21 protein-coding genes and 1 riboswitch are annotated in these 23,527 nt (G+C 62.5%); of the genes, 14 read left to right on the top strand and 7 right to left on the bottom strand.

Going from position 1 to position 23,527, the window contains the following annotated elements:
* Window positions 1-243 precede the first annotated feature (243 nt).
* The gene (locus ACFO3E_RS10705) at window positions 244-1,257 is read right to left on the bottom strand and encodes an aldo/keto reductase (protein ID WP_066530583.1); all 1,014 of its coding nucleotides are present in this window, start codon (window positions 1,255-1,257) and stop codon (window positions 244-246) included.
* A gap of 201 nt (window positions 1,258-1,458) precedes the next feature.
* On the opposite strand from ACFO3E_RS10705, the gene ACFO3E_RS10700 reads away from it, so the two are divergent.
* The 3 genes from ACFO3E_RS10700 (at window position 1,459) to ACFO3E_RS10690 (ending at window position 5,232) form a co-directional block, all read left to right on the top strand.
* Window positions 1,459-2,655, top strand: a complete 1,197-nt coding sequence (locus ACFO3E_RS10700; protein WP_066530586.1) for an AAA family ATPase — start codon at window positions 1,459-1,461, stop codon at window positions 2,653-2,655.
* Between the two features lie 86 nt (window positions 2,656-2,741).
* Window positions 2,742-3,839 (top strand): ParB/RepB/Spo0J family partition protein, encoded by a 1,098-nt coding sequence (locus ACFO3E_RS10695; protein ID WP_066530590.1) that lies wholly within the window; start codon window positions 2,742-2,744, stop codon window positions 3,837-3,839.
* A 187-nt stretch (window positions 3,840-4,026) separates the two neighbouring features.
* Entirely contained in the window at window positions 4,027-5,232 is a 1,206-nt protein-coding gene (locus tag ACFO3E_RS10690; RefSeq protein ID WP_380804604.1) for a replication initiator protein A, read from the top strand.
* Between the two features lie 481 nt (window positions 5,233-5,713).
* Here ACFO3E_RS10690 and ACFO3E_RS10685 read toward each other — a convergent pair whose 3' ends face one another.
* Window positions 5,714-6,538, bottom strand: coding sequence for a hypothetical protein (locus tag ACFO3E_RS10685; protein WP_335676291.1), 825 nt, complete (start codon window positions 6,536-6,538; stop codon window positions 5,714-5,716).
* Between the two features lie 352 nt (window positions 6,539-6,890).
* Window positions 6,891-6,968, top strand: a riboswitch (cyclic di-GMP riboswitch).
* 147 nt (window positions 6,969-7,115) lie between these two features.
* On the opposite strand from ACFO3E_RS10685, the gene ACFO3E_RS10680 reads away from it, so the two are divergent.
* From ACFO3E_RS10680 to ACFO3E_RS10670, 3 genes are all read left to right on the top strand, one after another.
* Window positions 7,116-8,261, top strand: coding sequence for a hypothetical protein (locus ACFO3E_RS10680; protein WP_380804602.1), 1,146 nt, complete (start codon window positions 7,116-7,118; stop codon window positions 8,259-8,261).
* A 64-nt stretch (window positions 8,262-8,325) separates the two neighbouring features.
* Window positions 8,326-9,927 carry a ShlB/FhaC/HecB family hemolysin secretion/activation protein gene (locus tag ACFO3E_RS10675; protein WP_380804599.1) on the top strand — a complete coding sequence of 534 codons (1,602 nt, stop codon included), beginning with the start codon at window positions 8,326-8,328 and terminating at the stop codon, window positions 9,925-9,927.
* Window positions 9,928-10,112: 185 nt separating this feature from the next.
* On the top strand, window positions 10,113-10,451 hold the full coding sequence (locus ACFO3E_RS10670; protein ID WP_380804596.1) for a GFA family protein: 339 nt from the start codon (window positions 10,113-10,115) through the stop codon (window positions 10,449-10,451).
* A 205-nt stretch (window positions 10,452-10,656) separates the two neighbouring features.
* On the opposite strand, the gene ACFO3E_RS10665 is transcribed toward ACFO3E_RS10670, so the two are convergent.
* Window positions 10,657-11,166, bottom strand: a complete 510-nt coding sequence (locus ACFO3E_RS10665; RefSeq protein ID WP_066530614.1) for a cupin — start codon at window positions 11,164-11,166, stop codon at window positions 10,657-10,659.
* A 148-nt stretch (window positions 11,167-11,314) separates the two neighbouring features.
* Here ACFO3E_RS10665 and htpG point away from each other — a divergent pair, with 148 nt between their 5' ends.
* Complete coding sequence (gene htpG / locus ACFO3E_RS10660) at window positions 11,315-13,195, top strand: molecular chaperone HtpG (RefSeq protein ID WP_380804594.1); 1,881 nt, start codon at window positions 11,315-11,317, stop codon at window positions 13,193-13,195.
* Between the two features lie 36 nt (window positions 13,196-13,231).
* On the opposite strand, the gene ACFO3E_RS10655 is transcribed toward htpG, so the two are convergent.
* Complete coding sequence (locus tag ACFO3E_RS10655; protein ID WP_380804591.1) at window positions 13,232-13,627, bottom strand: nuclear transport factor 2 family protein; 396 nt, start codon at window positions 13,625-13,627, stop codon at window positions 13,232-13,234.
* A 185-nt stretch (window positions 13,628-13,812) separates the two neighbouring features.
* Between ACFO3E_RS10655 and ACFO3E_RS10650 the strand changes: the two genes are divergently transcribed.
* The 6 genes from ACFO3E_RS10650 (at window position 13,813) to ACFO3E_RS10625 (ending at window position 20,177) form a co-directional block, all read left to right on the top strand.
* Complete coding sequence (locus ACFO3E_RS10650; protein WP_066530622.1) at window positions 13,813-14,316, top strand: hypothetical protein; 504 nt, start codon at window positions 13,813-13,815, stop codon at window positions 14,314-14,316.
* 13 nt (window positions 14,317-14,329) lie between these two features.
* On the top strand, window positions 14,330-14,632 hold the full coding sequence (locus ACFO3E_RS10645) for a hypothetical protein (RefSeq protein ID WP_380804589.1): 303 nt from the start codon (window positions 14,330-14,332) through the stop codon (window positions 14,630-14,632).
* Window positions 14,633-14,783: 151 nt separating this feature from the next.
* A complete protein-coding gene (locus ACFO3E_RS10640; RefSeq protein WP_380804586.1) occupies window positions 14,784-16,286 on the top strand; it encodes an ATPase domain-containing protein in 1,503 nt (500 codons plus the stop codon).
* A complete protein-coding gene (locus ACFO3E_RS10635; RefSeq protein ID WP_380804583.1) occupies window positions 16,279-18,366 on the top strand; it encodes a response regulator in 2,088 nt (695 codons plus the stop codon). Before ACFO3E_RS10640 ends, ACFO3E_RS10635 begins: the two co-directional genes overlap by 8 nt.
* A gap of 65 nt (window positions 18,367-18,431) precedes the next feature.
* On the top strand, window positions 18,432-18,803 hold the full coding sequence (locus ACFO3E_RS10630) for a hypothetical protein (RefSeq protein ID WP_066530633.1): 372 nt from the start codon (window positions 18,432-18,434) through the stop codon (window positions 18,801-18,803).
* A gap of 57 nt (window positions 18,804-18,860) precedes the next feature.
* Complete coding sequence (locus ACFO3E_RS10625) at window positions 18,861-20,177, top strand: erythromycin esterase family protein (protein ID WP_225870612.1); 1,317 nt, start codon at window positions 18,861-18,863, stop codon at window positions 20,175-20,177.
* A 10-nt stretch (window positions 20,178-20,187) separates the two neighbouring features.
* Here the strand turns inward: ACFO3E_RS10625 and ACFO3E_RS10620 are convergent, their stop codons facing one another.
* The 3 genes from ACFO3E_RS10620 to ACFO3E_RS10610 are packed head-to-tail and all read right to left on the bottom strand — an operon-like array spanning window position 20,188 to window position 21,193.
* Entirely contained in the window at window positions 20,188-20,379 is a 192-nt protein-coding gene (locus ACFO3E_RS10620; RefSeq protein WP_066530634.1) for a hypothetical protein, read from the bottom strand.
* Window positions 20,380-20,385: 6 nt separating this feature from the next.
* The gene (locus ACFO3E_RS10615; protein WP_066530637.1) at window positions 20,386-20,592 is read right to left on the bottom strand and encodes a DUF3606 domain-containing protein; all 207 of its coding nucleotides are present in this window, start codon (window positions 20,590-20,592) and stop codon (window positions 20,386-20,388) included.
* 22 nt (window positions 20,593-20,614) lie between these two features.
* Window positions 20,615-21,193 (bottom strand): DUF4142 domain-containing protein, encoded by a 579-nt coding sequence (locus tag ACFO3E_RS10610; protein WP_380804579.1) that lies wholly within the window; start codon window positions 21,191-21,193, stop codon window positions 20,615-20,617.
* A gap of 136 nt (window positions 21,194-21,329) precedes the next feature.
* Here ACFO3E_RS10610 and ACFO3E_RS10605 point away from each other — a divergent pair, with 136 nt between their 5' ends.
* A complete protein-coding gene (locus ACFO3E_RS10605; RefSeq protein ID WP_380804576.1) occupies window positions 21,330-23,504 on the top strand; it encodes a catalase in 2,175 nt (724 codons plus the stop codon).
* Window positions 23,505-23,527: the final 23 nt, after the last annotated feature.

Raw genomic sequence — 23,527 nt, 5'->3', positions numbered from 1 at the left:
ATACTAACAATGTCAAAGAGCCGACAAACTAAGAGGGACAGCTAACCCTCCTCGAAACTTACTTCCGAGGGAGATGCTTCCCGTCTATGTTGGCGACCGATCGAAGCGAGAACCAGTGGCGCTCACCGCGTCGGTGGAGTGGCATCTAGGCTCGTCGAATGAGTCGGTCAACAGGAAAAAACAGCGACCTTCAATTTTCTTCGTCTTGCCCCTCCAAATGGCGGCAAACTGGCCTTTCCCGCCTCACTCCACCAACTCTCCCGGCCACGTTTCCGTGTCCGTCTGCGATTGCGCCAGGCGGCTATAGCGCGCGCCGGATGCCACGCCTGCGGGGAACAGCGCATCGACCGCCGCCAGCACATCGCCCGGCAGATCCAGGGAAAGAGCCGCCAGATCCTCATCCAGATGGGCGATGCTGGTGGTTCCGGGAATGGGCACGATATGCTCGCCCTTGGACAGCACCCAGGCGAGGCACAGCTGCGCCGCGGAGCAGCCCGCTTCGTCGGCCACGGCCCGCAGCTTCTCATAAAGCGCAAGATTATGCCCAAGATGCGGCGGCAGGAATCGCGGCATGTCGGCGCGCATGTCGCCCTCGCCCACGCCATCATCATTGATTCGCCCCGCGAGAAGCCCGCGGCCCAGAGGCGAAAAGGCGACAAAGCCGATCCCCAACTCCTTGCACGCATCCAGCACGGCGATTTCGGGATTGCGCGTCCAGGGCGAATATTCGGTCTGTACCGCCGCAATGGGATGCACCGCATGCGCCCGCTTTATCGTCGCGGCCGACATCTCGGACAAGCCGATCGCCCGGATCTTGCCCGCCTCCACCGCGCGCGCCATCGCGCCCATCGATTCTTCGATCGGCACCTTCGCATCCAGGCGGTGCATATAATAAAGATCAATATGATCGACCTGCAGCCGCCGCAACGCATCGTCCAGCACCCGCGTGATCGCTTGCGGAGAGCCGTCCAGCCCCCTTTTGCCGTCCACCTCGGCCAGCACGCATTTGCTCGCCAGCGTAAATTCATTGCGACGGTGCATCAAAGTGCGGCCCAGCAGTTCCTCATTGCGGCCGAATCCATAAATCGCCGCAGTGTCAAAGAAGGTCACGCCTGATTCGAGCGCATGCAAGAGCAGCCGCTCGGCCTGTGCTGTATCAGGCCGCGGCAGATAGCCATGGCTAAGGTTCATGCACCCCAGCCCGATGGCGGAAACGGTGAGCGGGCCGATCTGGCGCACGGGCAGTGGACACGGCATGGCTTTTGCGAAAACCCCCGACTAAAGATAAGCAGACGCTATTTAGCCCCACCTTATTCCTTAGCTTCGCTTCCCATGCAACATCATCCTCTCGCCCCTCCTGCAGGATAAGCGCATCATTAATCGGCGCTGATTGCAGAATTGAAGTATTTCTGCGATAGCATTGCGAATTGAGCTTCAACTTCCTGTTTAGGGGCGGAAATGAACGCAGTTGTGGACCAGATCGGCGACCTGGCCGAAGCCGGCGAAAAGATGGTCGAAAGGCTGCGGCGCAAGGCTTTTCTGCCCGACAGCCGCAAGGAACTCAATGTCCGCTTCGGCATAGCGGAGGCGGCGCAACTGCTCGGCTGCTCCACGAATCGGATTCGCATGGCGGAGGAGGATGGCCGCCTCCCCCCTGCCCCGCCGACGGAAAATGGTCGCCGTCCCGGCTATAATGTCGAAGAGCTGCTGAACATGCGGCAAGTATTGGGCGCTTCGCCCGAACGCGCCCCGCTGGACATTCCCGCGATCATTGCCGTGCAGAATTTCAAGGGTGGCGTCGGCAAATCGACGGTCACCACCCATCTCGCCCATTATTTCGCGGTGCAGGGCTATCGCGTGCTAGTCGTCGATTGCGACAGCCAGGCGACCACCACGACGCTGTTCGGCTTCAACCCGCATTTCAACATTCAGCGGGAAGAAACGCTTTATCCCTATCTGTCCATCGATCCGACGCAGGTCGATCTTCTCTATGCGGTCAAGCACACCGCTTGGCCCAATGTCGATCTGATCCCTTCGAACCTTGAACTGTTCGACGTCGAATATGAGCTGGCGGCGGCGGGCAGCGATGGCGGCTCCGTCCTTGCCGCGCGCTTCCGTAAGCTGAAGCAGGGACTCATGGACTTGGCCCGCCATTATGACGTCGTCCTGCTCGATCCGCCGCCAGCGCTCGGCACCATCAGCCTCGCGGTCATGCAGGCGGCCAACGCGCTATTGGTGCCGCTGGCCGCGACCACGCCTGACTTTTGTTCGACCGTCCAGTTCCTCTCGATGATGGACCAGGTGATCAATCAGCTGCAGACGGCGGGGATTGAGGTCGATTATCAATTCGTCCGCCTGCTCTGCTCGAAATTCGACAGCAATGATCCCAGCCATTCGATGGTCCGCGCAATCATGGAGCAGAGCTTTGGCCCTGCCCTCCTCCCCATCCCGATCCTCGACAGCGCGGAAATCAGCCACGCGGCGCTGCGCATGATGACGGTCTATGAACTGGAACGGCCGATCGGCACGCCCCGCACGCACAAGCGTTGCCGCGCCAATCTCGACGAAGCCATGGGCCAGATTGAGGCGCTTGTCCGCCAGGGCTGGGGCCGCGTCGCCCCCGCCCGGGAAGAGGATATCGTCAATGCGGCCTGAGCCTTTCGTAACGGGGAGACCAAAATCGCCTCTGTCTTACATGGATACGTTCCCCATATGTTCCCCGCGAACTGGAGGACAGGCTCATGGCGCGTAAGCAATCGGATTATCTGGCGGCGCTGCTGGCCGACGAGGCGGAAGGCGCTGCCACCGCCCCCGTGGTGGAAAGCCCGCCCGCGGTGGAGGACGAGCCAGCCCCCTCCCCTGCCCCTGTTGCTCCGCCGCGTGCCGATCGAGCGCGGGGCGCGACGCTGTTGGGCCGTGAAACCGCGCTCGCCCGCTTGGCGTCGGGCGAAGTACGGCAAGTTACGCAATTGCTGCTCGATCCGGGAAAGGTCCGCATCTGGCGCGGCAATGCGCGGCTTTACCAGCATCTTACCGAGGAAAATTGCCGCGAATTGATCGACTCGATCATCGCCGAAGGGGGGCAGAAAGTCCCCGCCGTCGTGCGCCGCGTCGAAGGCGATCCCGATCATGATTATGAGGTGATCGCAGGCACGCGCCGCCATTTCTCGATCAGCTGGCTGCGCGCGCACAGCTATCCTGAAATGATGTTCGTGGCGCAGGTCGCGCAATTGGATGACGAAGCGGCTTTCCGCCTCGCCGACCTGGAAAATCGCGCGCGCAAGGACGTCACCGATCTCGAGCGCGCGCGCAACTATGCCGAAGCGCTCGGCGCTCATTATGGCAGCCACCTCACGCGCATGGCCGAACGGCTGAAGCTCTCCAAGGGCTGGCTTAGCAAGATGATCAAGGTCGCGGGCATCCCCGACGACATCATCGACGCTTTCCCCTCGCCCGGCGACGTGCAGCTGAAGCCTGCCTATCCGCTGGCGCAGGCGCTCGACGACCACAGCGCCGCAACGGTCATTCATGCCGAAGCCGCCCAGCTAGCCACGACACAACGGGAACGGCGTGCCGCAGGCGCGCCTCCGATCCCGGCGGCCGAGATATTGAAGCGACTGCTCGACGCCCCGCGCGCCGCCGTGTTGCAGCCGAAGGAAGAGCCGTTCACCTGGGTCACCCGCTATGGCCGCCCCGCCCTCACCGTGCAGTCGGTTAATCGCCAAGGCGTCACCATCCGCTTCCACGCGGGCTCGGGCGCTGACATGGAAACGCTCGGCCAGGCGCTGCGCGACGCACTTGACCATTTGGAGCGCCAGGGATTGGGCCTGCAGCAGTGACGCGCTCGGGGGGGCATCGCAACATGGCCAATCTTCGCTCCCTTCGCTTACGGGAGGCGATTAAGGGAAACAGTCTCTGTGTTTCCCCGGGGAAACATCTCCGGGGCAGCACGCCTCCCCTCCCCTTTTCCACCTCGTTTCCCCGGGGAAACAGCGCAGGCTTTACGCCGCAGACTGTCGGCCGCCCATGACCCGCACCAGCAGGACGGAGCTAAACGACCAGTTCGAACTGTTCCTTCCCTATATTGCGGACATGCCGCTGCGCGATCAGCGGGAGATGATGGAGCGGCCCTTTTTCAGCCTAGCCAAGTCGAAACGCGTCAAGCCGATCGACTACACCTCCCCGGACGGCAAGGCATGGGTCCATGTCTCGGCCAATCCTGATTATGGCATGGCTACGATCTGGGACGCGGACATCCTTATCTATTGCGCGTCCGTCCTCGCCGACATGGCCCGCCGGGGCGCTAACGACATTCCGCGCAAGCTGCATCTCATGCCTTATGATCTGCTGCGCGCCATTCATCGTCCGACCACCGGCCGCGCCTATGAGTTGCTGGGCCAATCGCTCGACCGACTCGTCTCCACCACGATCAAAACCAACATACGCGCTGAAAACCGCCGCGAAGCGACCTTCAGCTGGCTCGATGGCTGGACCCAGTTAGTTGACGAGCGCACCGAACGGTCGCGCGGCATGACCATCGAACTGAGCAACTGGTTCTATGAAGGCGTGCTGATGCAAGGCGGCGTCTTATCCATCGATCGCGCCTATTTCGACCTGACCGGGGGGCGCGAACGCTGGCTCTACAAGGTCGCGCGCAAACATGCCGGCGGGGCAGGGGAGGGGGGGTTCGCCATCTCCATGCCCACCCTGTTCGAGAAATCCGGTGCGGAAGGCGCCTATCGCCGCTTCAAGTTCGAGATCGCCAAGATCGCCGAGCGGGATCCGTTGCCCGGCTACACGCTCGAGCTCGAACAACTGGACGGCAAGCGCGAACCCTCGGTCCGTATGCGCCGCCGCCCGGCCGAACCGCAGTCCGGCGCTGCACGATCAATGGCTCCGGCGCGCAGCACTCCCGTTCATCCGACAAAGTCCGACGGCGCGGCGACTCTGACTCTCGACGCTCCGACCGGAGAGGCCGAACCCCTGTTTGACGCGCGCGATGTCATCCGCCGTACGCTGACCGGCCTCTCTACCAAGGCCAGCGCAGGCGAACTGACCGACGCGACGCTTGCTGCGCTTCGCGCCGAGTGTCCCGGTTGGGACTATCAATCGCTACATCAGGATTTCCGCAACTGGCTGGATGCCGATCCCACGCGCACGCCGGTCAATTATCAAAAAGCCTTCATCGGCTTCGTGCGCCGCTTCCACGAAAAGAACCGTCACCGGCTCTGAGCTGCCGTCCCTTGGACTACATCCCATCTCAAATGTTGCCCCCTGGCGGCATCTGCACCCTCACCGTTCCCGAAGTGTCGGTTCGCCCCTCTTGATGCTCACGGTGGGGAAGGGTGGCAAAGCCGCGCGCCAATCTAGTCCACAGCTTTTGAACGACATTCCAAGGTCGATCGATGGAACTGATTCAACCATCGCCGCACCACCCACCTGAATTGGCAAGCTTCGACATTCCGGGAACACGCTACGCACCTTCGGGAACGCTTTCCCGACATTTCAGGAACGGTACACCCGACACTCCGGGAACGGAAATACGATCCTTTAGGAACAAGGCAGTCTTCCCGACTCGCGCATTCCCGCGCTTTTCTCGGTGATCCCCGGCCGCGTAACTCTCTAACTTTCTTAGAAACTTTATAACTAAGGGGGAGAGCCATCTTTTTTGGAAGAGGAGATAAGGCATTGTTTCAAACGGCCTGCCCGCCACTCATGTTCCGCGCGGCGACAGTCCTTCTGCCAGTTGCTCCACCTGCAGGACCAACTTCGTAGCCCCCTGGTGTGAAATGCCAAGCAGCCGGGCAACTGCCGTCTTGCTGAGGCCCGGATAAGCCAAGCTCAGCCGCATCAGGAGCGGCGCTTTGCTTCTCTTCGTGACCTGTAATTCCGATGGCAGTTTCTTCAACCGCGTCTCAAGCCGATCCAGTTCCGCCAAGCCCGCTTGCGCCTGCCGCCCGATCATCGCTGCCAATTGCCCTGTCAGCGTCTCCACATCCGCGCCTGGGAAGCGCGGCAGTTCGACAAAGGAGGGAAATCGCCGCAGCGCCAGCCCCGCCGCCTCGAGCGCCGCCGGCACATGCGCCGCCACCACCCATCCCAGATCCGACCGGCGGGGATCAAGGCGTAGTTGCCGCCCGTCAGCCGTCGTCAGCAGCTGCCCGCCACTCACCGGGGCCGCCAAACTGCTCCTGGCAGCGATGAGGCGCTCCGCAACGCTCTCCAGCCCCGTAATAGGGTAGGGGGCCTCCACCAGCGCCTGAACCGCCCTCCAGGCCGGGCCAAAGCGCACCAGATCGTCCGGCGCCCATAATTCTGCCTCCTTCCGATCGTCCAGCAGCAGGCGGGATATGTTCAGCGTTGCGCGCGCGATCGGATCCCGCTGGCTTTCCGTCGCAGACAGTGCGAAGTGGACGAGCGCCGCGATCGACAGCGGGTCGTTCAATCCCTCGCTATGCCGGGGCGGCAGCGTCCGTCCGCAAATCCAATCCTGTAGCTCCTTAACCCCGATCGGCACCGACGCGACAGTCGCCAGCATGGCCGCCCCTTTCAGCCGCGCTCTTGCCAGCCAAATGTCCGCGGCTGCACTGTTGGCTAGCCGCCCATCAAGCCTCCCGAGCAATAGCAAAGCCTGTTCGGACGATGAGGAAAAACCCAGCATTTCCCTGCCTTAGCGGCATATGGCGTCCAACTAAAGAGATAGGTTGGTTGGATCGTCTTTTTCTGGTCCCTCGGGCTGTCGCTCGGACCAAAGCGCCCGCGTCCGAGACAAAAGAGGAGAAGAAGACGGCCGCGGGCCCACAATGCTTTGAAAGTTAACCATAAAATTCATTATTTTTCGTTAGACCGTAGAACCAATGGGCGACTTTGGAGTTGTGCAGATGGATCGATCTCGAAAAAGGCAAACCGATGGTGACATCGGGACGCAAAGTCTCCGGCCTTGGTTGCAAGGTAGCGGGGCTACCGAAGGAGCCGAGGTTCAGGTGATTTGTGCAGTGCCCGTCGCCATTCATGAATAGATAACGCGCCGCGTCCTGCACGCCTTCTGATTGTTCGCTCCCGTTCGCGTGGCCGCCGTCTGCCCGCAGAAATGCCGGTTCAGAAGGAGAAGGCTGATGCTAGAGGGACATTCCTATGATCGAACATCGCGCCGTGGCGCGTTCCTGACCCTTACCGCCTGTTCCGCCGCCATGCTGCTGCTCAGCGCCTGCGAAAGTACGGGCGGCACCCGCTTCAGCAGCGTCGGCGCGGGCACGCCCGGCTCGGGCTCGGGCGGAAGTGTTGGCGGCGGCGGAACGGGCAGCAGCGGGGGCGGCACCGGCACCGATGGCGGCGCTGACACCGGCACCGGAGGCGCGGGAACAGGTGGCGGAACCGGAACCGGTGGAGCCGGCTCCGGGGGAAGCGGATCCGGGTCAGGTTCCACCGGCTCGGGCGGCACGCTCGGCGCCGCACTTCAGCAGGTGTCCCCGGTCCTGGTGACCGCAGGCAATGCCGTGCTCGGCGTTTCGGACGGGCAGGGCAGCGTAACCACGCCCATCGCGACGGCCGTCCCGCTGCTTCAGCCGGTGACTGGCACCATCACGCGCGTTCTGGACGACACAGGAACGGTGCTGGTCGATGCAGGCCAGGGCCGCACTCTCCTGCTGCAGGGCGCGCAGGGCGTGGTCGGCGATCTCGTCAGCATCGATGTCGGCGGCCAGACGGTGATCCAGGGTCTCGACGGCACCCCCGGCGCGATCGGCGCGGGCGTGCTCGGCAGCACGCAGCCTGTAGGCACCGTGGCGAGCGTCGGCGCCCTTAATGCGGGCAATACCGTGCTGGCGTCCGTCAACGGTATCGCCGATGTGCAGGTCACCAACGTCAGCGCGCCGACAGGCGGCATCGCGACGAACCTGCTCGACGTAGCCCTGGGCGGCAATCAACTGATCGGAACGGGCAGCCCCGCCGCCATCCAGGCCAATGTCCTGCCAGGCGGATTGCCCACCACCGGCGCAGGCGGCACGGGCGGTCTGCTCGCGCCGGTTGAGTCGGTGGTCAACGGGGTAACCTCCACCACCTCCGGCCTTACCTCGAGCGCTCAGCAGGTGGGGGGCGAAGCGCTCGCGCCGATTGGCGTAGCAGTGGGCGCAACGGCAGGCGGAACCAGCGCCGGAGCAGGCGCGACAGCCTCGCCCGGCGGCGTCCTCACGCCAGTGACGGGAACCGTGTCGGGCACCCTCAACAGCCTGACCGGCGGTCTCGGCCTCACCAATCCCTGATCGATGATCCGGAGGCGCTCCCACGCGCCTCCGGCTCCCCTTCCTTCTCCCCAGGACATCGCTGATGACGGCTGCGCTCCTCTCCGCCGCTGCGCCGCTCCTGCTGGCCGCGCAATCCTCGCCTGCGCTGCTTGCGCCCCCGCTGATCGAGCAGGCCACCCAACCCGCGTCCAAGGAAGCGGCCGAGCCCCAGGCCACGCCGCCCACCGGCAATCTGGTCGCCGTTCAGGCCGGTGACCCCGCCACGATCATCCGGGGCATCGACTTCATCGGTGTACAAGCGCCCGAGCCGGTCGCGGCCGCCGCCCGCACCTATCTGGGGAAACCCGCCTCGGCCGAAAATCTCAAAGCGCTGGCTGAGGCCATTTCAGCCGCCTATGCGAAAAGCGGCATCGCCCTCTACACGGTCGCCATTCCTCAGCAGGACCTGTCCGCCGGACGGGTAAAGCTGCTGCTGGCGGAGGGCTTTGTCGAGGATATCGTTTATCCCAAGGGCGCCAGCCCGCTCATCCGCGCCTATGCGGAAAGACTGCGCGCCGAAAAGCCGCTGACCCGCCGCGCGCTTGAACGCTATCTGTCCCTGATGCGCGACATTCCCGGCGCGAAGGTGGAGGTAGGGCTGCTGCGCGGCGCGACCGCCGGAGGCGTTCGCCTGTCGGTCACGCCCCAGCGCAAATATAGCGATTTCAGCTTCGGCATCGACAACCGCACCCAGGCAGGGCTCGGCACCGGCCAGCTGCGCGCCTCGGGCCAGCTTTACAGCCTGCTGCGCGACGGCGACCGCACTGACATCACGCTGCTCGCCGCCACAGACCTCAAACGCTACCGCTATGCAGGGATCAGCCACCAGACGCCGATCGGCTCTGACGGCCTGACCTTGGGCCTGACCGCATCCCATCTGGACACAAGGCTCAAGAATTTCCCCATAACTGGCGAGGCTTGGACGCTGGGCGCATCGCTCAGCTACCCGATCATCCGGGGCTATAAGCGCAACCTGACCGTCAGCGCCGGGCTGGACGGCCTCAACAGCGACGCGGCCTTGCTCGGGTCGGTATTGTCATCCGACCATATCCGCGCGGCGCGTGCGGCGGCAGGCTATTCGATGATCGGCAAGAAAAGCCTGTTCAGCGCATCGCTGGGCGTCAGCCGGGGCCTCGACATTCTGGGCGCGCGGGGGACGCCGGGCTTCACCGCTACCGTCTTCACCAAATTCACGGGCCGCATGGGTTATGACCGGATGCTCGGCAAACGCTTCGTCGGCCGGTTGCGAATGGCGGGCCAATATAGCGCGGACCGCCTGTCGGGAAATGAGCGATTCGCCATAGGCGGCCTTGAATTCGGCCGCGCATTCGACACCGCAGTGTTGAGCGGCGACCGGGGCGCGGCGGGTTCGCTGGAACTCGCCTGGCGGCCCGATATCGCGGCCAAGCTCAAGGACAGCGAAGTCTATGGCTTCGTCGATGGCGCAAAGATCCATGTCCTGGAACGCGCGACCCTGGCATCTGCGAGCTATGACCTGGCGTCGGCAGGCGGCGGCTTGCGGATCGCCTATAATCCATACGCCTCGCTCAGCCTGGAAGGCGCGAAGGTGATCGACCGGGCCTATGTAGGCGGCGATCGCGGCTGGCGGTTCAACATCGGCTGGCATCTGAAGTTTCGCCGCTAATCGTAAAGAGCATGATCCTTTGTAGCGTCTCGTCACCCCGGACCTGTTCCGGGGTCCCGCTTCTTCTCCGACATTGCCAAGCCCGGGTGACGGACAGGCTTGATGCCGCCATAACAGACGCGGGCAATAATATTTGCCTCACTATCGGGAGGGTGTGATGGAGGCGTATCGGGGATCATGCCACTGTGGCGCAGTGCGATTTTCGATCCAGAACGATCCAGACTGTTCGGGTGCACTGCGATTGCTCACTGTGCCGGCGGCATGTTTCGGTGATGTTTCGCTGTGATGAGGCCGATCTGCAAATCCTCTCGGGGCAGGACGCGCTCAGCACCTACCAGTTCAATACGCGTGTAGCGGTGCATTATTTCTGCCGCCGTTGCGGCGTCTATACATTCCACAAGATGCGGAAACTGCCCGATAAATATGGCGTCAAAGGGATCAAAAGCGTGAAGGGGCTTAGGGTTTGGCAGTCCCAACCTAGTGAGTTTAGCGCCTGCTCCCTCCACCCCGTTCCTCCTGAGTAGTCGCTGACGAAGTCGAAGCGACGTATCGAGGGATTATGCGCCACGCGTGATGCTTCGATACAGGTCTTCGCTAACCTAAGCGCGCTGCTCTACCCGAATTTCCCGTCACTCCAGCGGAAGCTGGGGCCTCGTACGGGGCAGGGCCTCCATCTGTTGATCCCAGCTTGCGCTGAGATCACGTTGAGGCGGGTCGGCCAAGCTGGCCCTAAAGCGCCGCCCTCCAATGCTCATTAAGCGGCCCATCCGCCCCCGCGATCGGATCGGACGCGGGGAAGGGCAGGGCGGCCATCCTCTCCCGCGCCACAGGATCGGGAGCGTTCCGGCAAATGTCCCACTTCTGCCCGTCCGGATAGCCCCCGACGACCAGGAAATCCTCGCTGCTCTCCAGCGAGCAATGGCCCGTTCCTGTCGGCAGCAGCAGCGCGTCGCCTGCGCTCACCTTCACCTCGCGCCCACCTGGTCCACCGATCATCAGCCGCGCGGAGCCGGCGGCGATCCCCAGCACTTCATGCGCGGTCGAATGATAATGATGATAATCATAGATGCCATCGCGCCACTGCGCGGGCCAGCCATGGCGGGCGAAGGCATCCTCGAACGCGCTGGCCGTTTCTTCGCAGGATGCCGGGGCGAGCGCACGCCGGTAGAGGATGACCGGCAACCGTCCGTTGTTCGGCACCCAATCATGTTCGGCCATCAAATAGGTTTCAACCTGCACCCATGCCTCCTTCGTTAATCGGGGGTGAAAGCGCCGGACCGGGCATCTCGATCCATCGGCCATCCTTATTCTTGCCGAACTTGAAAGCGGCGGCCGCCCACGCCATCTGTCCGGCGGCCAAATTCACAGGAGGGCATGAAAGACCGCCATGACGAACCCGACCGACGTTGCTCCGGAAACCCGCCCATTCGAGGCGGACGTAGCCAAATTGCTGCACCTGATGGTGCATTCGGTGTATTCGGACAAGGATGTGTTCCTGCGCGAACTCATCTCCAACGCTGCCGACGCGTGCGAAAAGCTGCGCTATGAAAGCCTGAGCGATCCCGCCCTGGCCGCCAGCGAGGGCGCGAAGGTCACCGTCACGCTCGATCCCGACGCCCGGCAGATCATCGTTGAAGATAATGGCATCGGCATGAGCGAGGCGGAACTGGCCGAAGCGCTCGGCACCATTGCGCGGTCGGGGACGAAGGCGTTCATGGACCGCATCGCCTCCGCGAAGGAGGCGGAAGGCACCCAGCTCATCGGCCAGTTCGGCGTCGGTTTCTATTCCGCCTTCATGGTCGCCGATCGCGTGGACGTCTTCTCGCGCCGCGCGGGGTCCGATCAGGCCGCGCATTGGTCGTCGGATGGGCTTGGCGCCTACAGCGTTCAGCCCGCCGATGTGGCCCAAGCGCCCGACCATGGCACGCGTGTCATCCTGCACCTGAAGGATGACGCCGCCTCCTACACCGAACGCTATCGCACGCAGCAGATCATCAAGGATCAGTCGGGCCATGTCCCGGTGCCGATCTTCCTCAAGGAAAAGCCCGATGCGGAAGCGGAGCAGGTCGCCGACGGCGCGGCGCTCTGGATCAAGCCCAAGAGCGAGATCAGCGCCGAAGAATATACCGACTTCTACCGCAGCGTGGCGGGCCAGTTCGACCAGCCCGCGCTGACGCTGCATTACCGGGCGGAGGGGCTGCATGAATATGCGGTGCTCGCCTTCATTCCCGAAATGAAGCCCTTCGACCTGTTCGATCCTGACCGGACAGGCCGCATGAAGCTCTATGTCCGCCGCGTCTTCATCACAGACGAGGCCGAAATCCTGCCGCGTTACCTGCGCTTCGTACGCGGCCTCGTCGATTCCAGCGACCTGCCGCTCAACGTCTCGCGCGAAATGATCCAGCAGAGCCCGGTCCTTGCCGCGATCCAGAAGGGGGTCAGCAACCGCATCCTGTCCGAACTGGAAAAGCTCTCCGCCAATGACGGGGAAGCCTATATCAAATTCTGGGACAATTTTGGCGCGGTCCTGAAGGAAGGGGTTTATGAGGACTTCGCCCGCCGCGAGCAGCTGCTTGGCCTCGCCCGCTTCAAATCCACGGTCTCCGGCGAAGGCTGGCGCTCGCTGAAGGATTATGCGGAAGGGATGAAGGAGAACCAGACGGCGATCTATTATGCCACCGGCTCCGATCTCGACCGCCTGGCCTCTTCGCCGCAACTGGAAGGTTTCCGGGCGCGCGGGATCGAGGTGCTGCTCCTCACCGATCAGGTGGACAGCTTCTGGGTCTCCGCTGGCGTCGATTATGATGGAAAGCCGTTCAAGTCGGTGACGCAGGGTCTCGCGGACCTTGGCCTCATCCCCCTGGGCGAAGGGGAAACGGCCGCGCCCGCCGCTTCGGAAGAAGTGACCGGCTTCATCACCTTCGCCAAGGATCTGCTGAAGGATGAGGTGTCCGACGTTCGCGCCTCGGAGCGTTTGACCGAAAGCCCGGTCTGCCTGGTCGCGGCCGAACATGGCATGGACCGCCAGCTTGAAAAGCTGCTCGCGGCTGCCGGTCGCGGCGGCGCGGCCTCCGCTCCGGTGCTGGAACTCAATCCCCGGCACGCTCTCATCGCGAAGCTGAGCGCGCTTCAGGATGACTCTGCCCTGCGCGAGGATGCTGCCAGGCTGCTGCTGGACGAAGCCCGCATCGCCGATGGCGAACTGCCCGCCGATCCGCGCGCCTTTGCCGAACGGCTCGGCCGGGTGATGGCCCGGGCGCTCGGCTGATCCATAATGGCTGGCCCGGTTCGCCGGGCCAGCCCATCAGGCCATGGTCACGAAAATCTCCGCTTCGATCATCCAATCCCCGCCAATATTGCGCCATTTCGCACTATAGGTGCCCGACGCTACCGGCGTACCCGACTCCGCCGCCACCCCCGTCCATTCTCCCTGCTCCAGCGCGATCGGCTCGACGGGGGAGGGGAGGATGCTCGTCGGCGTCCGCGTATAGATGGTGCGATCGGGCGCCGCGAACTCCTGCTTCCACGCCAAAAGCTGCGCTTTCCGGCCGGAAAGCACCGCACTGTCGCTGCCGGTAACAAGGACCGCGTCCTGCGCCAGCAGCGGGCCGATGGCGGTCAGGTCACCTTCCGCCAGCGCTCTATTGAACGCGGCGCGGCGCAGGCGGATGGCAAGGTCTATGGATGGGTCCACGAGCATATCCTATTTGATCCTAATTGACGGATATGCCCGCCATTCCGTCCCAGGCAAGTTTAACTCGCTACTTCATTCTTGAAAAACCGGCCGCCGCCCTTTCGCATCATTTCGGCGGACCTTCGCTAGAGCTGGGAACGCAGCCCCGCCAAGGCCGTTAGCTCCCCGGAACACAGCATAGGAGGCGGATCATGGATGCCCGGCGTGTTAGTCTTAGCCTTGGTCTATTTTCGATCGCTCTCGGCGTCGTGGAAGTCGCCGCGACCCGCCGCATCGCCCGCGCCTTGGGCAATGATCATCGTATAGGCCGCGCTACGTTGCGAGCCTTCGGCGCGCGCGAAATGCTGGCGGGTGCAGGATTGCTCGCCGCTCCCGCCCATTCGACCCTTGTCTGGAACCGTGTTGCAGGCGACGCTCTGGACCTCGCCGCGCTTGGCCTCGCGGCCCGCAACGCCCCGCGGCATCGGGCGGTATGGGGCGCCATCGCCTTTGTCGCGGGAGCGACGGTGATCGACGCACTGGTCGCACGCGCGCTGGACAAAAGCACCGGCAGCGCCTTTCCAGCCCGAAGGGCGGCGAGATCATGGGGCGAGAGGTCATGGACCAACCCCGCTGCTCATTCAGATCGTCACCCCACAACGATCGAGCCGGACGAAATGCCCTTCATCCGCGCGCCCGAAGTGACCCATCATTGACAGGATGATCATCATGATCCGCAAGCTTGCCCTTCTCGCCGGAGCCGGGTTCATCGCCAAGAAGCTGCTCGACCGCTCGCGCGCAGATATGCCTTCCCCAAGCCAAAGCAGCACTCGGCTCCAGCCCCAGGCAGGGCCATCCACGGCCTCAGGAGGGCATGTTCCCTCCGATCTGCAAGGCGGCAGTCATCCCGACGGGATGGTGCGGGCGGAAGAACATTATCGTCCTGATCCCACCGCGCCAGTGCCGCCTGAAGACCGCGAAAGCTTGCGTCCGGTGACGGCTCCGGCCCCCCGCGATCCCCCCGGCCGCTGACGCGCTTTCACCAGGATGCAACTGGCGGCGATCCCCCGGCGTTATGTGCGCATGGCAACCAATGCGGCGCGTGCCTTCGGGTGATGATAGGCGGTAGATCTTCCTATGGTGATCGATATGCTGACGGCCGTACTGAGGGAGGTGCGGCTGAATGACGGGAATTTTCGATCGGATTTCGACGGGCAATAAAGGGCTGGATTCCGTGTTGGGCGGCGGACTGCCGGCGAAGCGACTATATCTGATCGAGGGGGCTCCGGGATCGGGCAAGACGACCTTGGCGCTGCAGTTCCTGCTGGAAGGCGTGAAGGCAGGCGAACCGGTCCTCTATGTCACACTTTCGGAAACGAGCGAGGAATTATCCGTAGTGGCCGCCTCCCACGGCTGGAGTCTGGATAATGTGAACCTGTTCGAACTGGCCTCCGCCGATTCCGTGCTAGGCGTCGGCCGCGATCAATCCATCCTTCATAGCTGGGAAATGGAGCTGGGCGGGATCATCGAACTGATTCGCGAAGAGGTAGGACGGGTAAAGCCCGCCCGGATCGTGTTCGATAGCCTTTCCGAACTGCGGTTATTGGCGCAAGATCCGCTGCGCTACCGCCGCCAACTGCTATTCCTCAAACAATTCTTCGCGCGGATAGATACTACCGTTCTGCTCGTCGATGACCTCACGGGCGGGTCTGGTGTGCGCGATAATCATCTCCACAGCCTGTGCCATGGCGTCGTCACGTTGGAGCGGCTGACACTAGATTTCGGCGCTGCGCGGCGGCGGATGCAGATCCAGAAGATGCGCGGCGTCGATTTTGTCGCGGGCTATCATGACATGATCATTCGCAAGGGCGGCATAGATATTTTCCCCCGCCTGATCGCCGCCGACCATCACTCGACCTTCGTAGGCGAGCCGGTGCCAAGCAAGATCGCGGCTCTGGACGCGATATTGGGCGGAGGCCCGGCCCGCGGCACCAGCACTTTGATCAGCGGGCCCGCTGGCGCAGGTAAGACTACGCTGGCGCTGCAATATTTGATCGCAGCATGCGAACGGGGCGAAAATGCCGTCATCTACCAATTTGACGAACGTGTTGGCACGCTGATCGGCCGAGCCCGCCATTTCGGCATGGATCTTCAGGCGTTCATGGACGAGGGCAGGCTGGTGATCCGACAGGTCGATCCGGCGGAAATCACGCCGGGCGAATTTGCCGCCATGGTTCGGCAGGCGGTGGAGCAGGGGGACGCGCGCATCGTCCTGATCGACAGCCTCAACGGCTATGTCGCCTCCATGCCGGAAGAGCAGCAGTTGATCCTGCAACTGCATGAACTGCTGTCCTATCTCAGCCACCGTGGCGTCGTGACCTTGCTGATTAATCCGCAACAGGGCTTTTTCGGGACGATGAGCACCAATGGGCTAAATGTGTCCTACATCGCTGACATCGTCATCCTGCTGCGCTTCTTCGAGGCGGATGGGCGGATCCGAAAGGCGCTGTCGGTGGTCAAGAACCGCAGCGGCCCGCATGAGGATGCGATCCGCGAATTGCGTATCGATACCCAGGGTATCCGGGTCGGCGCCCCGCTGTCCGACTTCAGGGGCGTTCTGACGGGAACGCCGGAATATCTCGGCTCCACAACGCCGCTGATGGACGACCGGCCGGGCCGTGCATAAGCCCACATCTTCGGGCCTGCGGGTCCTTGTCAGTGCACCCTATGGCAGCGACGCGGAAAGCGCCGCCCAGCTGCTGCGCGGCGAAGGGCAGCGCGTCCTTGTCTGCCCCACTTTGCACGACATAGCCGAAGCGATCGACGAACAGGCGGGCGTCGTGCTGGTCACCGAAGAGGCTCTGTTCGCCGACCTGGGGCCGCTGCACCGCGCGCTGGAGGCGCAACCCGCCTGGTCCGACGTGCCCTTCATCCTGCTTGCAGGAAGACAGGCGGGCCGCCTGTCTTCCAGTGAGGCGGTGCGGCGGCGATTGCCTGAGAATGCCCTGAGCGTCATTTTGTTGGAACGGCCGGTCAGCGGTGAATCCTTGGTCAGCGCGGTCGCTTCGGCGATGCGCGCGCGGCAGAAGCAATTGCAGATCCGCGACCAGTTGGCCGCTCTGGATGCGGAGCGGAGCCGGCTGAATGCGCTGCTGGACAATCTGCCTGTTGGTGTCGGCTTTGTCGATCGCGACGGCAATACCCTTTTGTCCAATCCCGCCTTTCTCCGGTTTCTACCGAGCGGCGAAATACCCGCGCGCTTGCCCGATGCGGAGCAGCAGTGGGAGGGCTATGATGAAGAGGGGGGCCGCATCACCCGCGACCGCTTCGTCACCCCCCGTGCGCTCAAGGGCGAGCATGTGACGGGCGTTGAGTTTCTGCACCATCCGCCCACTGGAAAACCCGTCTGGACGCGGGTAAGCGGCGTGCCGCTGCGCGACGCCAGCGGCACGGTGACGGGCGCCATTTCCGTGATCGTCGATATCGATGAACAAAAGCGCGGGCAGCAGGCGCTTGCGCAAGCGGCGCAGCGGTTGGAGCAGGAGGTCGATGCCCGGACGCTCGAACTGCGCGAAGCGCTCGCGCGGCTTGAAGCCGAGGCTGAAGATCGCGCGCGCGCCGAAGAGGCCCTGCGCCAGGCGCAGAAGATGGAGGCGGTGGGTCAGCTGACGGGCGGCATCGCACATGACTTCAACAATATGCTGACCGGCATTATCGGCGCGATCGACATATTGAAGCGGCGGATCGCCAGCGGCCGGCTGGAGGATCTCGATCGCTTCATGGACGCAGCCAGCACTTCAGCGCAGCGCGCCGCAGCGCTGACGGCGCGGCTGTTGGCCTTCTCGCGGCGGCAGTCACTCGACAGCAAACCAACCGACATCGGCAACCTTGTCCATTCGCTGGAAGATCTGCTGCGGCGCACGATGAGTGAATCGATCGAGGTAGAGATCGTATCGGCGACGTCATTGCCGCCAGCCCTGGTCGACGCTAACCAGCTGGAAAGCGCCATCATCAACCTGGCGATCAACGCCCGCGATGCGATGCCTGATGGCGGGCGTTTGACGTTGGCCTGTGAGGAACAGGAGCTGGACGCGGCCTTCTGCGCGCGCAACCTGGGCGTCACGCCGGGCCGCTATGTGGTGGTTGCGGTGTCGGACACGGGCGTGGGTATGGATGCGGCAACCTTAGACAAGGTGTTCGACCCCTTCTTCACAACCAAGCCAATCGGCCAAGGAACCGGGCTTGGGCTGTCAATGGTCTATGGCTTTGCAAAACAGTCGAACGGACTGGTCCGCATCCACTCGACGTTGGGCGAGGGCACATCGGTCAAGATTTTTCTGCCGGTCGCTGATGCAGAACCCGAAGAGCAAACCGCGGAAAGCGCGCCGATCCATCATGGCGACGGGCAATCGGTGCTGCTTGTGGAAGATGATGAATCCGTGCGGCTGCTGGTGCGCGACGTACTTGAAGAGCTGGGTTACAAGGCGACCGAAGCGCCCGATGGGCAGCAGGCAGTGCGCATATTGGAGGATGGGCAACGGTTCGATCTCATGATTTCCGACGTCGGGCTGCCGGGGATGAACGGTAGGCAACTGGCGGAGATTGCGCGCGAGCATCTTCCCGATCTGCCCATCCTGTTCATCACTGGCTATGCCGAAAGCGCTGCGGTGCGTGGCGGCTTCCTGTCGAACAACATGCAGATGATTACCAAGCCGTTCCAGATCGAGATGCTCTCCGCCCGTATCCGGGAGATGCTGGAGAGCTGAGACTTTGCGACATCTTTCCTGCGACCAACTGCGCGCTGGGACGTTAACAGGCTGAGGAGCAGGATATGGCCGTCACTGGATGGAAACTGGATGAGACGGAGCGTCCCGGTTTATTGGAGCAGATCCCGCCGCTTTGGCCCGATGTCATCGCCGATCATATCACGCTGGACGCCAACGCGGCCGCGGACGACCCACCTCCGCCAGCTGAGTCGGCCGAGATTATTGGCAGCATCAGCGATGGCGAGGGACTGCAAGCGTTGATCGTCGCGGTAGGCGGCGTTACTGGCCGGCCCGATGGCGGCACCTATCACATCACCTGGTCGCTTGACCGCAGCAGGGGCCGGGAGGCGGTGCAGAGCAATGAGGTGATCGCTGATCTGGGATGGCGGCGATTGCCCGAGCCGGTGCCGATCCGCATCATTCCCGCCCGGTTCTAGACTATGCGGCTGTTCCTGCTGGGCGAGCGGGTGCGAGCCGAAGTAAAGGACTGAGAGATGAAGGATGCTGCTTCACTCCTGCCGATGATCGCAGTGGCCGCTGAACCGCTTCCGGACTTCAGCGACCCGGCTTTCGGGGCGCTGTTCGATCGCTTTGCGGATCGGCGCGTCGTGCTGCTGGGCGAGGCGAGCCATGGAACAAGTGAATTCTATCAGGCTCGCGCTGCCATCACCCGACATCTGATCGCCCATCATGGGTTCACGATCGTCGGGGTCGAAGCGGATTGGCCCGACGCGGCACGGGTCGATCATTATGTCCGTCATCGGGCGGGCGAGAGGGGAGGGACGGAGAAACCTTTCCAGCGCTTCCCGACCTGGATGTGGCGCAACACCGACATACAGGCGCTGATCCACTGGATGCACGACCATAATGGTAGGATTGCGGCGATCGAGGAGCGAGCCGGTTTTTACGGGCTCGACATTTACAATATGTCCGGGTCGATTGGAGCGGTGCTGGACTATCTTGACCGGGTCGATCCAGAAGCAGCAGCGGTGGCGCGCGAACGCTATGGCTGCCTGACCCCTTGGCAGAGTGATCCGGCCACTTACGGCCGCGCGGCGCTATCGCGCGGCTATGCCCAATGCGAGGCAGCGGTGATCGAACAATGCCAGTCCTTGCTGCGCAAGGAGCTGGATTATGCGCAGAAGGGCGGCGATGATTTCTTGGACGCGGCGCAAAATGCGCGGCTGATCGCGTCGGCCGAACGCTATTACCGGATTATGTATTATGGCGGCGCGGAAAGCTGGAACTTGCGCGACACCCATATGTTCGAGACGCTCGAAAATCTGCTGGAGGCCAAGGGGCCGGACGCGAAGGCGATCGTCTGGGCGCATAATAGCCATATCGGCGACGCGCGTCATACCGACATGGGCGCAACGCGGGACGAACTCAACATCGGCCAGTTGTGCCGGGAGCGTTTCGGCTCGGGCGTTGCGTTGATTGGCTTTGGCACCCATGGCGGCACGGTAGCGGCGGCCACCGACTGGGACGGCGATATGGAAGTGAAGCGGGTCAATCCCTCGCGAGCTGACAGCTATGAACGACTATTCCATGACAGCGGACTGTCGCGCTTTTTGTTGGACCTGACACCCGGTCGTCATGAGATGTTGCGCCGCAGCCTGTCCGAGCCGCGCCTCGAGCGGTTCATCGGCGTCATCTACCGGCCCGAAACCGAGCTTTGGAGCCATTATAGCCAAGCCAATATCGCTGAGCAGTTCGATGCTTTCGTCTGGTTCGACGAGACACGTGCGGTAACCCCGCTGGGGCCGGAGCATCATCGCGGCGTGCCGGAAACCTATCCCTTTGGAGAGTGATAGAGGCCATTTAGTAGTTCGACTGGCCTTGATAATTTTCGGCGACGTTATTCCCTGCTTCCTGATTTTCCTGCAGCTCTTCCCCATGCCAGATGTTGCGGGCGAAGAAGATGATCAGGATGATCGCGGCGATTACCAGAAGGACCAGCACGGCCGCCTTCCCTGGCTTGCGGGGGGGCGGCGGCGGTTCGGCGCGGTTCATAAGTAGTCAGCGGTTCCGGTCGAGATAATCGGCCACGGCGTTGACGTTGTGACCAACCCGTTCGACCGCATCCTCAAGCAATTGCCGGGAAGTCTGGAAGCGCTGCGACCAATATTGCACTTCCAGATCTGATTTGATCGACACATGTTTGAGGTCGCGGGGTACGGGTGGCGCCCGGTCGTCAAGCCGCGGTTGTATGTTCAAACTGGTCATGGCGGTTAGTTCCTGCGCTGTATCAGTCCTTATGCTTCGCACTGTCATGTGTGCCGCCGCTGTCCAGCATCTGGAGGTGATGTTGGACGACCGGCACGATCTGAGCGGCGGCCGCCTTTAGCGGCGCAGCGGAGCCGGTCGAGGCATAGCCCTGATGCAGGGCCAGTGCTTCCTTATGGGCTGCCTTTTGCTGCTGCCAATAAAGCTGGTCGCGGCCCTTGCCGCTTGCGTCGGTCAGCGCTGCGATCTTGCTCTTCTGGTCAGCGCTCATCTGCGGGGGAGCAGCCTTGACCCCTGCCTTGAGAGCTGCGGCCTTGACCATGGCGGTGCTCTTGGCGTGGTCGCGCACCATCATTGTGGCGAAGGAGCGAACCTTGGCATCCTTTGTCGTGCGCAGGACAAGCTTGCTGGAAGTCTGCTCGAAAAGGTCCCCCGCGCCAGCTGTGGCCACGTAGGTCGACGGGGTTTGGGCATAGGCCGCAATGGGCACGGCAGCAAGCAAGGATGCAATGATCAGCGATGTTTTGGGCATCATGAACTCCTCTCGGCGGTAGAGCGAGTTACGGGAAATGATGTTCCAGAGGCTGCGAGGAAAGTTCATAACCTGCATTATTGACCGCCGGATTCATTGCAAGCTTGCCCATTGGCGCAGGAACCAGAGCAGGGCCTCATCGGTCTGGGCAGGGAGAGGGGAAGCCTTCCCCGCGCTGAAACCATCTGCATCAGGAGAGCTTCGCATGGCCCGGAAGATCGGTGAGGACAAGGGTGCCAAAAGTGCTGCCCGCGAATTCGAGACTCAAACAGGCGCCGGGGGCGAACTGCATCAAATCGCGGGATCGTCGGGCGATGTCCTAACGACGCAGCAAGGGGTACCGATCGCCGACGACCAGAACAGCCTGCGGGTGGGAGAGCGCGGCCCGACGCTGCTGGAGGATTTCCACTTTCGCGAGAAAATCTTCCATTTCGACCATGAGCGGATACCGGAACGTGTCGTGCATGCCCGCGGCTTTGGCGTGCACGGCACCTTCACCCTGAACGAGAGTCTGGAGGAGTTCACGACCGCTAAGGTGCTGACCGAAGTCGGCGAGAAGACGCCGATGTTCGTGCGCTTTTCGACGGTGGTCGGCAACAAGGGGTCCTTTGATCTCGCCCGCGATGTGCGTGGGTTCGCCGCCAAATTCTATACCAAGGAAGGCAATTGGGACATTGTCGCCAACAATATCCCGGTCTTCTTCATCCAGGATGCGATCAAATTTCCCGATCTGGTTCACGCCGCCAAGCAGACGCCTGATCGCGGTTTTCCCCAGGCGCAGACCGCCCATGACAATTTCTGGGACTTCATCAGCCTGACGCCGGAATCAATGCATATGATCATGTGGGTCATGTCCGACCGGGCTATCCCGCGGTCCTTCCGCTTCATGGAAGGGTTTGGCGTCCACAGTTTCCGCCTGATCAACGCTGAAGGGAAGGGCAGCTTCGTCAAATTCCATTTCAAGCCTAAGCAGGGTCTGCAGTCGGTGATGTGGAACGAGGCGCTTAAGATCAACGGCGCGGACCCTGATTTCCACCGCCGCGACCTGTGGGATGCGATTGATCTCGGCAGCCCGCCTGAATGGGACTTTGGCGTGCAGATTTTCGACGATGATTTCGCCGACCAGTTCGAGTTCGACGTGTTGGACCCGACCAAGATCATTCCCGAGGAGCAAGTGCCGGTGCGCCTCATCGGCAGCTTCGTCTTAGATGCGCGGGTCGAAAATTTCTTCGCCGAAACCGAACAGGTGGCTTTCTGCACGCAAAATGTCGTGCCGGGGATCGGATTTTCTAATGATCCGCTGCTTCAGGGCCGCAATTTCTCCTATCTTGACACGCAGCTGAAGCGGCTTGGATCGCCCAACTTCACGCACATTCCGATCAACGCCCCCCGTGGCTGCCCAGTGCATAATTTTCAGCAGGACGGCCATATGGCGATGAGCAATCCCAGGGGCCGGGTGAATTACGAGCCCAATAGCTGGGGCGGCCCGCGTGAGTCTCCCGATCGCGGCTATCGCCATTTCGCGGCAGGCGAAGCAGGACCAAAGCTGCAGATCCGCTCGCCCAGCTTCAACGATCATTACAGCCAGGCGCGGCAATTCTTCATCAGCCAGACGCCGATCGAACAGAAGCATATCGGCGATGCCTTGGTGTTCGAGCTGTCGAAATGCGAGCGCATCGACATAAGGCAGAAGATGGTCGCGCATCTGCGCAATATCGACGAAAAGCTGGCGACGGTGGTCGCAGGCGGCCTGGGCCTGTCCAAACTACCTGATCCCGCCCCGGCCGCCGCCGCGCCGCGAACCAACCTGCCGCCCTCGGAGGCGCTCAGCATCGTCCGCAACGGCCCGGAAAGTTTCGCTGGCCGCAAGCTCGGCATATTGGTCAGCGATGGCGCGCCGGTCGCGTTGGTGAAGGCGCTGACCCAGGAGGTGAAGCAGCTTGGCGCCGTCTATGAAATCATCGCGCCGAAAATCGCGGGCGCGGTGCTAGACGATGGCACTTTAGTCGAAGGGAAGCAGAAGATCGATGGCGGCCCTTCGGTTCTTTACGACGCCGTCGCTCTCATCCTCTCCTCTGATGGCGCAGCGCAGTTGGCGCAGGACAAGGCGGCCAAGGATTTCGTCAGCGACGCTTACGCCCATTGCAAGTTCATTGCCTATGTCGATGACGCGCTGCCGCTGATTGATCGTGCGGGGGTCAGCGAAGCTGACATGGACGAAGGGTTGGTGCGGTTGGAAGGACCAGAAGATGTCACCCCTTTCCTCGCGCTCTGCGGGCAACTGCGGCTGTGGGATCGGGAGTTCAAGGTGGACCTGGACGCTGCAGGATTCCTCGCCACCCAGAAGAACGGGTCGACTGATCAGGATCAGGAAAAGTAAAGCTAATATTAACGGCGAACCAT

This window comes from Sphingobium tyrosinilyticum, from assembly GCF_042654265.1.
Classification (GTDB): domain Bacteria; phylum Pseudomonadota; class Alphaproteobacteria; order Sphingomonadales; family Sphingomonadaceae; genus Sphingobium; species Sphingobium tyrosinilyticum.
Note: the sequence above shows the minus strand (reverse complement) of the source record. Positions and strands in the feature narration are given on the sequence as shown.

Excerpts from the sequence above, each read along its gene's own strand:
- ACFO3E_RS10705 (WP_066530583.1), bottom strand. The coding sequence starts at position 1,257 with ATGCCGTGTCCACTGCCCGTGCGCCAGATCGGCCCGCTCACCGTTTCC.
- ACFO3E_RS10700 (WP_066530586.1), top strand. The coding sequence starts at position 1,459 with ATGAACGCAGTTGTGGACCAGATCGGCGACCTGGCCGAAGCCGGCGAA.
- ACFO3E_RS10695 (WP_066530590.1), top strand. The coding sequence starts at position 2,742 with ATGGCGCGTAAGCAATCGGATTATCTGGCGGCGCTGCTGGCCGACGAG.
- ACFO3E_RS10690 (WP_380804604.1), top strand. The coding sequence starts at position 4,027 with ATGACCCGCACCAGCAGGACGGAGCTAAACGACCAGTTCGAACTGTTC.
- ACFO3E_RS10685 (WP_335676291.1), bottom strand. The coding sequence starts at position 6,538 with ATGCTGGCGACTGTCGCGTCGGTGCCGATCGGGGTTAAGGAGCTACAG.
- ACFO3E_RS10680 (WP_380804602.1), top strand. The coding sequence starts at position 7,116 with ATGCTAGAGGGACATTCCTATGATCGAACATCGCGCCGTGGCGCGTTC.
- ACFO3E_RS10675 (WP_380804599.1), top strand. The coding sequence starts at position 8,326 with ATGACGGCTGCGCTCCTCTCCGCCGCTGCGCCGCTCCTGCTGGCCGCG.
- htpG (WP_380804594.1), top strand. The coding sequence starts at position 11,315 with ATGACGAACCCGACCGACGTTGCTCCGGAAACCCGCCCATTCGAGGCG.
- ACFO3E_RS10655 (WP_380804591.1), bottom strand. The coding sequence starts at position 13,627 with ATGCTCGTGGACCCATCCATAGACCTTGCCATCCGCCTGCGCCGCGCC.
- ACFO3E_RS10650 (WP_066530622.1), top strand. The coding sequence starts at position 13,813 with ATGGATGCCCGGCGTGTTAGTCTTAGCCTTGGTCTATTTTCGATCGCT.
- ACFO3E_RS10645 (WP_380804589.1), top strand. The coding sequence starts at position 14,330 with ATGATCCGCAAGCTTGCCCTTCTCGCCGGAGCCGGGTTCATCGCCAAG.
- ACFO3E_RS10640 (WP_380804586.1), top strand. The coding sequence starts at position 14,784 with ATGACGGGAATTTTCGATCGGATTTCGACGGGCAATAAAGGGCTGGAT.
- ACFO3E_RS10630 (WP_066530633.1), top strand. The coding sequence starts at position 18,432 with ATGGCCGTCACTGGATGGAAACTGGATGAGACGGAGCGTCCCGGTTTA.
- ACFO3E_RS10625 (WP_225870612.1), top strand. The coding sequence starts at position 18,861 with ATGAAGGATGCTGCTTCACTCCTGCCGATGATCGCAGTGGCCGCTGAA.
- ACFO3E_RS10620 (WP_066530634.1), bottom strand. The coding sequence starts at position 20,379 with ATGAACCGCGCCGAACCGCCGCCGCCCCCCCGCAAGCCAGGGAAGGCG.
- ACFO3E_RS10615 (WP_066530637.1), bottom strand. The coding sequence starts at position 20,592 with ATGACCAGTTTGAACATACAACCGCGGCTTGACGACCGGGCGCCACCC.
- ACFO3E_RS10610 (WP_380804579.1), bottom strand. The coding sequence starts at position 21,193 with ATGAACTTTCCTCGCAGCCTCTGGAACATCATTTCCCGTAACTCGCTC.
- ACFO3E_RS10605 (WP_380804576.1), top strand. The coding sequence starts at position 21,330 with ATGGCCCGGAAGATCGGTGAGGACAAGGGTGCCAAAAGTGCTGCCCGC.